Genomic DNA, 15166 nt, shown 5'->3' with positions numbered 1-15166 from the left:
TCTTATTTTACTGCTGATGCAGATAATGCTAGTGACAAGTATTTTTCTTCTGAAGTAGAACCTCTCGAGGTTAAAACTATTGGAACCTTTGCTCCAACTATAAAACCTGCCATTTTTGCTCCAGCAGAATACACTAAAGACTTTCCTAGAATATTTCCTACAGTTATATTTGGAACCACAATAATATCAGCTTCACCAGTTACAGGGCTCACAAAGCCTTTAATACTTGCTGATTCCTTGCTCATTGTTAAGTCATAGGATATAGGCCCTTCTACTATGCAGTTTTTTATTTCACCTTTTATATTCAATTTTTTAAGCATATCTGCATCCACAGATTCTTGCATTTTAGGATTCACAGTTTCAACAGCTGCCAATACAGCTACTTTGGGATTTTCATAACCAAGTGCTAAAAATGTACTTACAGCGTTTTCTAAAATCTGCTTTTTCTCATCAAGGCTTGGATACATCATCATTCCACCATCTGTTACTGCAAGAAGCTTGTGATATGTAGGAATTTCATGAATAACTATATGTGACATAACCTTTCCAGTTCTTAGTCCATTTTCTTTATTTACAACTGCTCTTAATAAATCCGCTGTTTGAATTTTACCCTTCATAATAAAATCAGCTTTATTTTCATTTATCAGCTCTACTGCTTTTTCTGCCGCTTCTGAATCACTTTCTACATTTATAATAGATTCCTCTAGCACACTTTCATGTAACCCACTTAGAATCTCTATTATTTTTTTCTTGTTTCCTATTAAAATAGGCTCTACTATATTATCTTTTTTTGCCTTAAAAACTGCTTCTAAAGTGTGTTCATCTTGAGCTGAAACTACTGCTACTTTTTTCATTGAATCTAAGTTTTGAACTTTTTTAATTAAGTCATCAAAGCTTTTATATTCCATTTATATTTTTACCCTCCATAAAAAAGACGGTTATGTTCCAAATTTTATATTCTAGAACATAACCTTCTTATCATTTTTAATTTAAGAAATCATTTTTGAATCTGATTTATTTTCCTTTGACAGATAAATCATAAATCCAATAAATGCTGCTAGAAAACCACTAATTAAGCCGCTTATTAAATTACCAAATCCATTTTGCAGTGCGTTTTGTGGCACAGGCACTAGGAAATAGTTAATAACAAAAGATATTATCCCACCGATAGCTCCACCGATTATTCCGTTAGTAATAGATATTTTTAGCTTCATAATATCGTACCCCCATATAATATTTATTTAGCGCATAGTAATATAACCACGGTACTGACTATAATTGTCACTTTCTGCAATATCAGTTAAAAATAAGCTTGCAATTTCAAACTTCGGTTTTAAATATGGAAACGCATCATATTTTGCCCATGAAGGTTTTTTGATTTCTTTTGCTTTTTCTACAGCTGATCTATACCAAGCTGATGGACAGTTAAACCACATCTCAACCACTCTGTGATACGGACATCCATTTACTTGCTGAATGATTTTACTTGATAAAATTCTAAGTACATCTGGCATACCTTTGAACTTAGGAATCATTTCCTCATAAAACCACTTATCTCCTTCTTGCATAGTAACTCCCTCTGGATATTTCATAACAAACTGCCAGCGGTAATTTGGACCATCTTCTACAGTTCGCTGAGAGCCTTTAAAATCTTCTTCCCAGCAAATAGGTACAAATGCAAAGATAAATGGAGGGCAACCATTGTCACCACCGCTTGCTCTAGCATCATCGCCTTCTAGTTTAACTACTTCTTCTCCTTCCAAAGCAGCCACCTTACTGTCATCAGGAATATTTCCTTGCCATTTTAAAATGTCTATAGGAAAAAACTCTGTAAATGCTTTATTTTTAAAGTTACTAGTAAATGGATTGACCGTCCAGTAATGCTCTGTTAACTGCATTCTTATAGTTCCAAATCTGTCACCCTCTGGTGGAGTTGGAAGTGCTGGATAAAATGCATACTTCGTTACATAGGGTCCAAATTGCGAAATGCTATCTGGAATATGATGACGATATAACCAATGCTTTAACATGTGCCTATAGTCTTCTTTTACTACATCTACATAAATAAGACTCCTCATAGGATTAAATTCAATTGACATAATTGCACTCTCTCTTTCTATTTTTTATTTAACTTATAGGTCTTGAAGGAGTTAAATAGGTTTTATATTTTTCTAACCTTTGAGGTAGTTCATGCACATTTGGTGCTGGTTTTAGTGAAACATTTTTTAGTTCATCGCAATGCTCAAATTTACCAGAAAGTCTAATATGCGAATGAGCTTTGTCTTCCTCTTTAACTTCAAACTTAACCTTATTATCAACAACGCTAAGTGTTCCTTTAACTCCACAAATTCCACATATAATAGGATAATTACTATCCCCATTTCTAACTTCTAGTAATTTTGAATGACAAAGTGGACACATACCTTCTTCTCCTATATATTCAGCTTCCTCTATAGGCTTCATCAACGTCTTTGCAACATGACGTCCAGATTTTCTAGCTCTTGCTAGCTCATCATCCTTAAGTGCTACCATACCTGGAAGAGCTACCCAGTTTACTAGCATCTTGTCTACAACTTCCATTTGCATTGATAAAGTAAACAAATGAAGCATTGGCAAGGCTAAATTATCCCATTCACTTCCTCCCACTGCTATTAGAGATGCAGCTCTAGTTTTAAAAGATCTTTCGTCTGGACCATTTCCTGTAGTTATATTTTTTTGTTCACGGATTTTTTTAGCTATCATTCTCATAGCCACATCGTGAGAAGGTCCCATTCTATCGTTTAGTATTTTTAACTGTCCGCTTGGAGTTTTTTCATATATTGGTGAGCCAACAATTATTCCGTCACAGTCCATAATTTTTTCATCTATGAACTTGAAATCATCATCTCTTATGACGCAATCTCCTGTTCCACCTTTTTCCATAAGGCTTACTACACAGGCATTACATCCTGTACAAGGCTTGAGATTCAAATCCTGTAGACGTACAAACTCTACTTCAGCGCCTAACTCTTCTGCGCCCATCAAGGCTTCTTTTACAAGAATCTCGGTATTACTCATTTTTCTTCCACAGCTTATTCCTAGTATCTTCATATGAATCCTCCTATGTAAATTTCTAATTTCTTATAATTTACTTAAAGCAACTTATATGCCAAACTGTTAAAGTTTTATCTACAAATTCTAAGCCTCTGTATTTTCCTTGCAATTACAACACAAACAAAAAATTACTTATTAAATAAAAAAAATCGCAACTCTGTAAACCATACAGAATTGCGATTTAAAATGCAAAAACGCATTAAAAAAATGCGTTTTTGCATTACCACTCAGTTATTCCTAAAGCCTTTGCTTTTCTTACTACCGTAGACTGAGTTATCCCTAATATTTTGGCCGCCTTATAGGTGCTTCCGCAACTTTTTAGAGTCTTTTCTAGAATGTTTCTTTCAAACTTATCAACTGCTTCTTTCAAAGTACCATCAATAGTTTCAGTAGATGCCTCGTAAAATTTATCCTGACCTAGTACACTCAAAATAGTATTTCTAGTTATAAGGTGTTCATCCCCTATTACAACCAATCTTTCAATTGAGTTTTCTAACTCTCTTACATTTCCTGGCCAACTGTAGTTTTCCAAAATTTCTAAAGCTGTAATATCAAAGTCTTTAGTTCTGCCATAGGCTTTATTGAATTTCCCTAAAAAATTATAAACTAGCAAGGATATATCTTCTTTTCTTTCCCTAAGTGGAGGAAGCTCGATGGGAATTACATTGAGTCTATAATATAAATCCTCCCTAAAATTGCCTTTTTTAACTTCATCTTCTAAATTCAAATTTGTGGCAGCTATTACACGCACATCTATTTTTATATTGCTTGTCCCACCTATGCGCTTTATTTCCCTCTCTTGAAGTACTCTTAGCAGTTTGGGTTGAAGCTTAACAGGAATTTCTCCTATTTCATCAAGCAAAATAGTTCCATTGTTTGCCATTTCAAAAAGTCCTAGCTTTCCATTTTGAGAAGCTCCTGTAAATGAACCTTTTTCATAACCAAATAGCTCTGATTCCAATAGATTTTCTGGTATAGCGGCACAATTCACTCTAATGTAGGGACCATTTGCTCTCTTGCTGTTTTTAAAAATGGTTCTAGCTACCACTTCTTTTCCTACTCCAGTTTCTCCAGTAATCAGTATGGTTGCATCCGTTTTGGATACATTTTCTATTAGCTTTATCACCCTGTCCATAGAGCTACTTTTAGAAATCAAATCTTTATACAATTGTCTTTCCTTGATATCTTTCTTTAGATTCTTTATTTCACTAAGGTATTTAGCTTTTTCCTTTTCGACCTCTTCTAGCTTTTCTCTCAAAACGAACAGCTCCGTCAAATCCTTTATAATAGTAAGCACCTGAACTACATTTTTGTCTTCATCTAAAAATGGCGTGCCTGTAATTAACACTCTTTTATTCATTCTATCTATAGTGGTCAAAACAGAAATGGGCTTTTTCTCTTTCAAAACCAGTAAAGCTATAGAGCATGGCTTCCTAGTTTTCAAAGTCTTTTTCTTTCCGTTATTAAACATATAAAATACATTCGCTTTGTCTTCTGGCTTAATTTCTATAAAAGCAGGATCCGAATTTAAAACTACGTTGTTCCATACCTGCTGCATATTTTTGCCTACAATATCTGCAGCCTTGATTCCCGTAATTTCTGTAAAAGCTTTATTAATAGCTGTTACTACTCCATTTTTATCTGTTATATAAATTCCGTCTGAAATTGAGTCAGCTATAGCAAGAGCATCTGCTTCTCTTTTCTTAAACAAATCCTGTTCATCTGACTTATAACCGATTTCATTCATATTTACATTATCCATATGCTTCCCCTAACTTTAACTTATAACGAATTATTGATTAGTATTTTAAGCACAATTATAACATATACTTCTGTATACATAGCAAAAAAGACTGATAAAATCATCAGCCTTTTTTATTAGTTCATATTACTCTGCTATCTTATATACTTATAGTTCAAATCTTTACCTTTGCCTTCAACAGTTAGATCTGCATACGGATTATAATCTGTGTTTGTAACAACTTGATATAAGTTGTATAGCTGAGGTAAGAAGGCTCCCCAGTTTCCAATTTCTTCAGCACAATGCTCAGACCAAGTAATCCCTTGCTCAGGAGTTTCCTTCTTTTTCATACCTATAGCTGAAGATTTCCCTACCACACCATAGTCAGTTTTTTCCCACTGGTGTATGCGATACCCCATAACCTCTTCTACCTCTAGGCTCTCTGGACCAAATCCCAGTCCTGCAACAACAACGCAGTGCTCATAAACAATATATTCCTTTACATTGGCTGGCACTGTAGCTAAATCCTCAAATCTTATATAAAGATTTTGGCGTGTTCCATCATTCCAGGTTTGTGGCGCTATATGTACAGAGCCTATGGGATTGCCATGTTTAGGTGCTACAGCCCACTCTAAAGTTTCGTGCTGAGATGGATGCCATAAAATAAAACCTTTTTCCATATTGCTCCAAAACCAGTCTATCATCTTTGGAGTAATTCCCTCATGTTTCCAATCTAAATGCGTTCCCATTGAGTCTTGCGTTACTTTCATTTCCATAACATTTTCCTCCGAATTATATATAAGTCTATTTCAATCCCAATATCTGTCTAGCTTCATCTGGAGAAGCAATTTCCTTATTAAGCTCTTTAACTATTCTCTTAGTTCTTTCTACAAACTCTACATTGGATTTTGCCAGTACTCCCTTAGAATAAAAAACATTGTCTTCCATTCCTACTCTGACATGTCCACCTAATGCAAGAGCTGCATACATTATAGGAAGATGTCCTTTTCCTATACCCAGTGCCCCCCAGGTGCAGTTTTCAGGCAGAAGGCTTTTTAAAAATACAAGATTTTCAACAGTCGCATCCATTCCACCTGCAGCTCCTAGCACAAATTGAAAATGTAGAGGAGCTTTTAATATTCCTTTTTTAAGATAATAAAGAGCATTGTAAATCATTCCTGCATCAAAAATTTCTATTTCGGGCTTCACATTATTTTCCTGCATAGCAAGTCCCAGCTTTTCTAAAAATCTAGGGCTGTTTTCAAATACTGAGCTGTGCATCCAATTCATTGAGCCACAATCATAAGAAGCAATGTCTGGTTTTAGCTCTATTACATGCTTCATTCTTGCTTCATCATCTAGACCTAGCTGTCCTGATGTAGTAAGATTTATAACTATATCACAATCAGTTTCTCTTATATATCTAACAGTCTCTTCAAACTTTTCAAAGCTCATTGAGGATTTATCTTCATCATCCCTAACATGGATATGGGCTATAGATGCTCCAGCTTTCCAGCAAGCATAGATTTCATCTGCTATTTCTCTAGGCTGTAGTGGCACGTATGGAGTTTCTTTTTTTGTCGGCCAAGCTCCAGTAGGAGCAACAGTTAAGATAACCTTATTGTCTAAATTACTCATTATTTTCTTCCTTTCAATATCGTATATTAGAATCCACCGTAGTTGTATACTCTGTCTGGAACATCATTTATATCGTCTTCATCAATTTCCGCTACACAGCGAACCATTGAACCATCACCTAGCCACCAGCGAATAGGAAATGCCATGAACTTAAATCTTTTATTAACTACCTTGTCCAAATCTCCACCTAGGTTCTCAACCCCTACAATACCATTGCCCATCATAAGCTTGTGGCAAGGCTCCCAGGTTCCTTCTAACCCATGATTTTCTAACATTCCGTAAGCTTCCATATATTTATCTTTTCCAAATACATCTATAAATGTATCCTTATTAAACTCCGCATAAGCCTCAATGCCAAATTTTTCTATATATTCATCCGTTATTGGCTTTCCAGAGTTTCCAATAAGATTCATTCCTACATATCCACCGTTTTTGCCCATAGTAGTATGAAGAGGATGGTCTAGAGCTTGCATATCCATAGCTACACATTTAGGCTTGTACTTTGCAAACCATTCTCCAGCTTCTCTTCCTGTTCCACAAGAATAGTGATAGTACTCTCTAGTATCATCAAACTTAAGATGCATACCTGTTCTAAGGCATATAACCATTCCTTCTAATTCCTCTGGCTTGATATTTGCACGCTTACAAGCATCATAAAGATGGTCTGCCGTGATAAGCCCCCATCTATCTACCTTGATATCTAGGCAAACAGCATCACCATAATAAGCATCTAGTGGCATTTCATGAGTATATCTTGCACGCTTTCCATCAAACTCATACTCCATGACATGACGAGGGGCATCAGCATGAGTACCACAGTGCATTACTACATCAATTTTCTGAGTCAAAACTCCACTTTTTGCTAAATTGTGCATAGTGTCAATCTTAGGCTTTGCAAAATAAGGCCATACTGGAATATCTGCATGAAACGGATGTGTCAAATCAACTAATACTTTCTTTGCCATTATAAAAACCTCCTAAGTTTTATCAAAATTATTTATTATAAAGTACCTTAATCAAGTATTCAGACAGCCTTTCTCTAGAGCTGTCTGCTTCTTCTTTAGTCCAGCTTTGAAAGCCTTGACCTGTCTTGAAGCCTAGCTCTTCTTTTTCCACTAGCTCCTTTAAAAGCTTTGATGGCTCATGGGAATCTTCAAGGTATTTCAATATATAACTATGAATAGATAAGGTAAGATCTAATCCCACCATGTCAGCATTTTCTATAGGTGCAAGTATAGGCAGTCTAAGTCCTGGTCCAAACTTCAAAGCCTCATCTACTGTCTTAGCATCTGCTATTCCTCTTTCTACTATAGATATAGCTTCTCTCCATAGAGCGTGCTGTAGTCTATTTGCTACAAATCCAGGTACATCCTTTTTTACATATATAGGATGCTTTCCAGCTTTTTTTAGTAGCTTCATGGTGAGGTCCATAGTTTCCTCTGATGTTTCATCACCTTTTACAACTTCTACTAGAGGAATCAGATATGGTGGATTCCAAAAATGAGCTCCTACCACCCTATCTTTCTTCTTGGTTTTCATTGCAATCTCAGAGATACTCATAACAGAGGTATTTGTAGCTAATATAGTATCTTCGCTACAATAGCTCTCAAGCTCTGCAAATAAATTTTGCTTTAGCTCCATGTTTTCTGGTATGCATTCGATAATAAAATCTGCATTCTTTGCAGATGCTTCCCTATCGTCGCTTATTCTTACTCTAGATATAAGATTAATGGCATAATCCTCAGTGTATATACCTTTATCTATAAAAGGCTTTAGATTCTGGCTCATGCTTTCATGAATCTTTGAATTAGCTATATTTCTAGTGCAAATAGTAACATTTAGATTTTCATCAGATGCAAATACTTGAGCCAAACCACTTCCCATAAGACCAGAACCATAAATAGTAATGTTTTTAATCTCTTTTTTAGCTTTTTCTTTTATTTCTTCGCTCATGCTTTCTCACCTTTCTAGGATTTAGCCTGCTGTACAGCCACCATCTACATAAATTATCTGACCAGTTATAAAGTCTGATGCTGCAGATGAAAGATATACAGTAGTTCCTACCATGTCTTGAACTAGCGCTGCTCTTCCCATAGGAATTCTATCTAAAAATATTTTCTTAAGCTTTTCATCTTCTAATACCTCTTGAGTAAGTGGTGTCCAGAAAATAGTAGGAGCTACTGAATTTACATTAATATTGTATTTAGCCCACTCTGTAGCAAGTTGCTTTGTAAGTAGTGCTACTGCACCCTTGCTGGTTCCATAAGCAGCATATCCTCCAGGATGCCCTGCAAAAGCCCTTACCGAAGATACGGTAATTATCTTTCCATGGCCTTGCTCTTTCATCACATTTCCTATAACCTTACAAGGAATAAAAGTCCCAGTAACGTTAATATCCATCACCTGCTCAAAAGCTTCTACTGGAAATTCTTCAGCCGGAAATCTCTTTGCTATGCCTGCAACAGTTACTAAAATATCTATTTTGCCAAATGCATCCACAGCTTGCTTTGCCATAGCCTTTACTTGGTCTTCATTTGTAACATCACAAGCTATAGCAAGTGCTCTTTTACCTAGTTCTTCAACTTTTTTTACTGTACTTTGAAGAGTTTCTATTGTTCTTCCTGTAACTACTACATCTGCACCATGAAGAGCTAAGCCTGTAGCTACACCTTCTCCTAGTGAACCTGCTCCACCAGTTACTACTGCTACCTTTCCTTCGAGACTAAACATATTCTTCATCTCTTGATTACTCATTTCCTTCATATACTTTCCTCCTTATGCTTCTGGATAATTGACAACCACAAGCATAGTGGCTGGCATATTAGTTTTATTAATTATTTCTCTACCTTCATTAGGTCCTATAAATATAGAGTCCATCTTTTTAAGTAAAAATTCCTCAGTTTTTGACTTAACTAGCACCTCTCCTTCCAAAACTATGTATACTTTTTCAGTAGGAGAATCTTCATATGCATACTCTGCTCCTCCACCTGGCAGAAAGTGAGTAACTCCCATCCAAAACTTAGATGCTCCAGTTTCTTCTAGTCCTTGAAGCTTAAGAGTCGCACAATCAAAATGAAGCGGTGCTTTGTAAGGCATACCATCTTTAAAATCAACTTTTTTCATTTCATACACCTCCATTTAACTTATTGAATTTCCATAAGCCTTAAATCATAAATTATTATCAATTCTTTAGCTGTAAATCCTCTTATGTCTTAAAAATATTTTTTTGATGTTAATTTCTTAACCAATGCAATTCTATACAGCAAGTCTCATGCCAAATCTTAAATTAAAATTATTTTTCAGCATTTTCATTGATATTCCAAGCTTTTTATCAGCATTTTCATACTTCTAAATCTTCTAGAAAAATAGAAAAAGTATAAATTTAAGTCATTTTTGACTTACATATAAATCAAAAAATAAAAAAAGTGCAGACTGCACTCTTTATATCTCGATTCAAATATAAATCATGGAATTTAATTGTGAATTATATAAACATATCAAAAAAGACGATGCGTCTGCATCGTCTTTTTGTATATCTACTTCATATATGCTACTTTTAATTCATCAAAAGATAGCTTTGCATTTTTTGTACTAGTATCAGAATTATCTCTTACAAATACATTTTTAACTGTAAGTGGATAAGCTATACTTTCTGGTAGTACTCCTCTTAGCTCTTTTTTATTTGTCCAGTCGATTTTGTTAGCTAAAAATACTCTGTAGTCCATACCTTTGGCGTCAGTAACAATAAGTCCGAGTATATTATCTAGCTTTTTATCAGCATTTACAAATAAAGAAAGGTACTGAGGGTGCTTATCAATGGTTAGTTTTTTGCTTTGTAAATCAAGATATACTTCTGTTTCAGCTTCTTCACCATCAAAGGTGTAAGTAATGCTATAAAGATTTTCTTCAGACTCTAAATCCTTCTCTAGCTTGCCCGAAATAGTGTTTCCTTTATCTAAGGCAAATGTCTTTAGAATCCTATCTTCAAAGCTATAAAGTAGCTTTTCATCAAATATATTAAGGGCTAACGGAAGAGGATTCTGTGCTCCTAATTCCATTGTCTTTTCCATACTTATAGGATCTTCCTTTGTTTGCTCAGGAAGATAATACATGCCTAGTTCACTAGGTCCTACTATTATCCCTTGCTGACTAACTGGAGATGTAATAACGCCAGGAATTGTAGTAATCTTGTATGACCATGAATATGCTTCAAAAGGATTGTCCTTTGATGAGCGAGGAATAAAGTTATATTCCAAAATACTAGGATCCTGAGGAACATATTTATCAACACTGTCCACGCAGTGAAAATTCATAAATATAGTGCCTGAAAGCGGTTTATCTAAATCGGATTTTAGTTGCATAGAATATGAAGAAATACGTTTATAATAGCTTCCTACCTCAACTAAATAATCCATAAGCTTGTTGTAATTGCCTTCAAACTCTACCTCTACAGGTCTAGTAGTAAAATTATCAGATACAGCTGGTGGAGCAGCTACTTGAGCCTGAGTCCCTTCAGGAGGAGCAGTATTTTCTGCTGGTGCTGGTGCCGGAGGCTGGGCCTCTCCAGAAGCTGAAGCTTCATTTGCTTTCAGCTCAGTTAGACTAGTTTTTACAGGCTCAGAAAATCTGATACCTTTGATATCCAAATCAGCTTTTTGAGCAAAGTCATCTAAAATAACTATAGTTTCTTCCTGGTCTATATCCCCAAAATAAGTTCTAGCTACAGGAAGAAGCTGGTTCTTAATAGTTTCTATTTCTAAATCTACATTACCTTCAGAGCTTATAAGTGCTTGCATCTGAGCATACTCGTTTTGTTTAGCTTGCTCTTCTTGCTTTAGGGTTTCTAGCTTTTCAGTCTGAGGCGTATACACAAAGGTAAAGAACAAATATCCACCTACAGCTATAAAAAGGAGAAGTAAGAGATTTTTCTCTCTGTTACTAATTTTCATCAGTCTCATCCCCCTTTGCCTTAAGCATGATGCTAAAATTATAGTATGCTTCTTCTTTAACCATTTCAGATACGAAAAGGTTATCAAATTCTTCTGTCTGTCTTAGATTGTGCTGAAACTGTGCTACAGCAACTTTGTTGTACGACTTGCCTTTAATGTCTATCTTGTCTTCAACTATAGATAAATCTGTAAGGTGAAGATTATCAGGTACCTGCTCAGCTATAAGTCTAACTGCCGCTTCATTTACCTTGTTTTGCTTATCCATAACTATATCTAGAGCTTCAAAGAAAACTTGGTCAGTTTTTAAAGAATTAAGCTCAGCTTGCTTTGCCTGAACATTTGCAACCTTTGCTTTAAAATCTGGCTCATTCATATTCGAATCTAGATTGGTAATAGACTTTTCAAGAGACATAAGAGTCATAGTATTAAATATCACTAAAGCCAAGCATAAAGCAAGTAATCCAGCTGCCACTATCATAAGGACATTACTACCTGAAGCTTTTTTCTTAGGCTCCTGCTCATAGGGTGCAAAAAAGTTAAAATCTCTCATATTATGTCCACCCCCTACAGCCTGATAATCGCACTGATAGCATTTAAGCTCTGTGCCAAAGTATATTCATTGCCAGCTACTATCTCTACGTTATCTATGGATTTGATTAGCTCTACAGGGATATTTACTCTTTCATGGATATATGTATCCAAGCCCTCCATCACAGAAATACCTCCATAGATAAAAATCTTATCTATAGTATTATCTACGCTTCTACTAGTATAGTACTTAAATACCTTGTCGATTTCCTCTATCCATCTGTCTACTACATCAAGATGTTGAGAAATCTCATCGATACTTTTGAACTCAAACTCAGTAGTAAGCTTTTCAAAATCTCTAGTTCCATTTTTTATAAGTCTATTAAACTTATATTGACCTTTTTCAACTATAATTACGTTGATATTCTCATGACCTAAATCCAAAAATGCTGCTGTATTTTCTTTGATACTAGCTTCGTTAAACAGTTCATACTCAGCTGCTATCTTGTCAACTGCATTTGAATGAATATCAAGTGCATATGGATCTAATCCCATCTCGATAAGCATAGAGTAGATGTTGTGAACTATTTCTTTTGGAAGGGCAGCTACAAGGAGTTCATATTTTTTTACATTTTCCTCCTCAAACTCTCTCACAATTTTGTACTGCAGTACATAACTATTGATATCAATAGGCAGGTACTGACCGATTTCATAGCTTACCATCTCTGATAAGTCTTCAGGTGCAACAGCAGGAACTACTAGCTCTCTTTTGATTGCATCTGTGGATTCAAGGGTGCAAATAACGTCTTTTAGCTTTACAGCATTTGCATTTAATGCTCCTTGAATTATGGATTTCATTTCTTGGATATTGTGCATATGTCCATTTTCATATACACCAGCTGGCAGTCTCGCTTTAAATGTCTTTTCAACCTTAAGGCGCCTGCCCATTTTTTGTCCTACAGCAAACTTTATATAGCTGCTTCCTATATCAATGGACAGGCATTTTACATCTTTTTTCTTGGATGATAAGCCTAGCTTACTCTTGTTTTGCTTCAAATAAGCCCTCCCCCTTTGCTAGATTAGTTTCCATATTTTAAATCTCCACTTCTAATTTGTTATTGTTATTGGTTTAGGAATGGCGATTTCAACTGGCATATTATTTTTATCCTTTATATATTTATCCCTTACTGTTAAAGTAGCTGAAACAGGAATTGTAGGATTATTTAAAGTTCCTGTAACAGTAAGTGTTTGACTTCCGTCAAATGATACTTGAATATCCTTCACATTACTAACATCAGTTATATCAATTTTATATTCTAAATTAGTATTCCCACTTCCAATATTTTGGAATACTCCATTTACAAAGCTACTAGTGCTTGCATCCGCATAACCAATATTTCTACCATAATTAGAAGTTATATTCATCTGATTTATTCCGATATCAGTAAGTGTCAACTCTAGTGGATTTTCTAAATCTTCAATCATACTATTTGCAAATTGAATTGAGCCAGTATTACCAAGATTTAGACTTCCAACATTGTTAACTTTAGTACCGTCATCCATTTTTTCAAATTTCAATATTGAACCATCATCTACTTTGATCGAAGAAAGACTATCCCAACTTCCACCTTTCATTAAGCTTGGGCCCTTTATAAAAGTAATCAAGTTCTTAATTATGGAGTTATCGAATATATTTCCTTCTTTAGATGAAATATTTAATATGCTACTAGGATTCTTACCATCTAGCAATGTGTCTTTTAAGAATACTATATTATTCGATAATAAATCTACTCTTTTGCCACTTGTTAGATTGTCCTCAAGTTGAATAAAGGCATTATTCATCCGAATATTTCTATTACTTAAAATGCCTAGTTTTTTTGTAGTATCAATAGTTATAGAAGTCTTTGCCTTCATAAAAGCATTGTTATCTAGCATCACTATACCATTTGCTTTGATAAATATATTATCTCCTAAGTTTATTCCACTGTATGGTTGTAAAATTATATTGCCCGCTCCTTCACTAGTAAGATAAACATCTCCCTGCGTATTTATTTTACTTCCATCATTAATATCTATAGGATTACCATTTGAGCCTAGTACAACTTGACCATTTGAATCAAACTGAATATATCTGTGTAATACTATACTTCCATTTCTAGTTAATAAATTAATATCGGACTCCCCAGTTGAATAAATATTGGTTGAAAGGAATATAGAATCATCTACCTTCCAATCAATAAAACTGATACCCACTAAATTTATATCTGATACTACTTGCGTGCCTGCATCTATTCTTCTTGGAATAAACAGAGCACTATTTTTTATATCTACACTTGTTTCAGGATTTATAAAATCTTTTAAAGGATTTTGTGTATCAAATAAACTAAACAGATATTCAGTTTTTATCCTTGCATCACCTTGGGAATCATCAAATTTTGTATCTAGATTCTTATCTGCCCATGCATTAGTTCCTGCCCTCCACTCAACTCCTACGACTAAAACAGTATTATCACTAAATACTTCACTTCCTCTAACTCCATGTTTATCTACTGGAGTAACCGAGAATCTAAGGAATCTATTTGCATATGGATTAAGGTCAGTTATTTTAATTTGATTTGGAGGTATTACGTACTGACTTATTTGCTTATAGTCATCAGGAAATAAAGGATTACTAATTCCCGGATCAGAAACATACCATTTATATACGTTTGTATACCAAGTAGAATCAGTAATTGCATCTACCTTTCCTTCTAAGCTCGGTGTTCCAGACGCTAAATTTGCAAAATCATTGCTTGTGCCTCCAACAACTTCAATCCTTACATTATTAGCTGTCAATGAACTAAATTGTTCTCTTTCTGCTAATTGCTTTGATAAAAAAATATCTATAGTTCTATTCCCAAACTTAGAAGATGTAACTTTTAAATCATATGCGTTTACATTAACTCCCAATATATTAAAATTCTGAATTGGAGAAAAATCATTTATTGTTTTTGTTTTATCTCTTAGTTCAGTCCTTTTGCTTACTACTTCATTTTCAACTTTACTCTGAGAGTCAAATGAGTCAACTGTTATATTTTTAGTCTTATGCACCATACTATACTGAGCTGAAATAGCAGGTAATATTCCGAATGCAATAATCCCTATTAGAGCAATAGAAATAATAATTTCTATTAATGTCATACCTCTTCTCATATGATCTCTCCTTTCCATCAAATTA

General features: G+C 34.7%; 15 protein-coding genes. All 15 read right to left on the bottom strand.

The features are described 5' to 3' along the window. Positions 1-2: 2 nt before the first annotated feature. Positions 3-908, bottom strand: coding sequence for a bifunctional enoyl-CoA hydratase/phosphate acetyltransferase (locus CLOST_RS01185; protein WP_013360427.1), 906 nt, complete (start codon positions 906-908; stop codon positions 3-5). 81 nt (positions 909-989) lie between these two features. Beyond that, the gene (locus tag CLOST_RS01180; RefSeq protein ID WP_013360426.1) at positions 990-1214 is read right to left on the bottom strand and encodes a hypothetical protein; all 225 of its coding nucleotides are present in this window, start codon (positions 1212-1214) and stop codon (positions 990-992) included. A gap of 27 nt (positions 1215-1241) precedes the next feature. Beyond that, a complete protein-coding gene (locus CLOST_RS01175; RefSeq protein ID WP_013360425.1) occupies positions 1242-2099 on the bottom strand; it encodes a hypothetical protein in 858 nt (285 codons plus the stop codon). A gap of 28 nt (positions 2100-2127) precedes the next feature. Further along, on the bottom strand, positions 2128-3090 hold the full coding sequence (locus CLOST_RS01170) for a flavodoxin family protein (RefSeq protein ID WP_013360424.1): 963 nt from the start codon (positions 3088-3090) through the stop codon (positions 2128-2130). Positions 3091-3313: 223 nt separating this feature from the next. After that, entirely contained in the window at positions 3314-4855 is a 1542-nt protein-coding gene (locus CLOST_RS01165) for a sigma-54 interaction domain-containing protein (protein ID WP_013360423.1), read from the bottom strand. Positions 4856-4989: 134 nt separating this feature from the next. Beyond that, the gene (locus CLOST_RS01160; protein WP_013360422.1) at positions 4990-5610 is read right to left on the bottom strand and encodes a hypothetical protein; all 621 of its coding nucleotides are present in this window, start codon (positions 5608-5610) and stop codon (positions 4990-4992) included. Positions 5611-5638: 28 nt separating this feature from the next. Further along, a complete protein-coding gene (locus CLOST_RS01155; protein WP_013360421.1) occupies positions 5639-6472 on the bottom strand; it encodes a beta-keto acid cleavage family enzyme in 834 nt (277 codons plus the stop codon). Positions 6473-6498: 26 nt separating this feature from the next. Continuing rightward, positions 6499-7437 (bottom strand): cyclase family protein, encoded by a 939-nt coding sequence (locus CLOST_RS01150; RefSeq protein WP_013360420.1) that lies wholly within the window; start codon positions 7435-7437, stop codon positions 6499-6501. A gap of 28 nt (positions 7438-7465) precedes the next feature. Further along, positions 7466-8425, bottom strand: a complete 960-nt coding sequence (locus CLOST_RS01145) for a 3-hydroxyacyl-CoA dehydrogenase family protein (protein ID WP_013360419.1) — start codon at positions 8423-8425, stop codon at positions 7466-7468. 21 nt (positions 8426-8446) lie between these two features. Continuing rightward, positions 8447-9235, bottom strand: coding sequence for an SDR family NAD(P)-dependent oxidoreductase (locus tag CLOST_RS01140; RefSeq protein WP_013360418.1), 789 nt, complete (start codon positions 9233-9235; stop codon positions 8447-8449). 12 nt (positions 9236-9247) lie between these two features. Beyond that, positions 9248-9595 carry a cupin domain-containing protein gene (locus CLOST_RS01135; RefSeq protein ID WP_013360417.1) on the bottom strand — a complete coding sequence of 116 codons (348 nt, stop codon included), beginning with the start codon at positions 9593-9595 and terminating at the stop codon, positions 9248-9250. A gap of 413 nt (positions 9596-10008) precedes the next feature. Further along, positions 10009-11421, bottom strand: a complete 1413-nt coding sequence (locus CLOST_RS01130) for a hypothetical protein (RefSeq protein WP_041487063.1) — start codon at positions 11419-11421, stop codon at positions 10009-10011. Then, positions 11411-11971 (bottom strand): PilN domain-containing protein, encoded by a 561-nt coding sequence (locus CLOST_RS01125; RefSeq protein WP_013360415.1) that lies wholly within the window; start codon positions 11969-11971, stop codon positions 11411-11413. The genes CLOST_RS01130 and CLOST_RS01125 overlap by 11 nt, the downstream gene beginning before the upstream one ends. A gap of 14 nt (positions 11972-11985) precedes the next feature. Continuing rightward, positions 11986-13005: a type IV pilus biogenesis protein PilM gene (gene pilM / locus CLOST_RS01120; protein ID WP_013360414.1), complete on the bottom strand. Its 1020-nt coding sequence runs from the start codon at positions 13003-13005 to the stop codon at positions 11986-11988. A gap of 51 nt (positions 13006-13056) precedes the next feature. Further along, positions 13057-15141 carry a prepilin-type N-terminal cleavage/methylation domain-containing protein gene (locus CLOST_RS01115; RefSeq protein WP_013360413.1) on the bottom strand — a complete coding sequence of 695 codons (2085 nt, stop codon included), beginning with the start codon at positions 15139-15141 and terminating at the stop codon, positions 13057-13059. Positions 15142-15166 lie beyond the last annotated feature (25 nt).

Origin of the sequence: Acetoanaerobium sticklandii (genome assembly GCF_000196455.1) — a bacterium.
GTDB classification, from domain to species: Bacteria; Bacillota; Clostridia; order Peptostreptococcales; family Filifactoraceae; genus Acetoanaerobium; species Acetoanaerobium sticklandii.
This window is presented reverse-complemented; position numbering and strand designations above follow the sequence as displayed.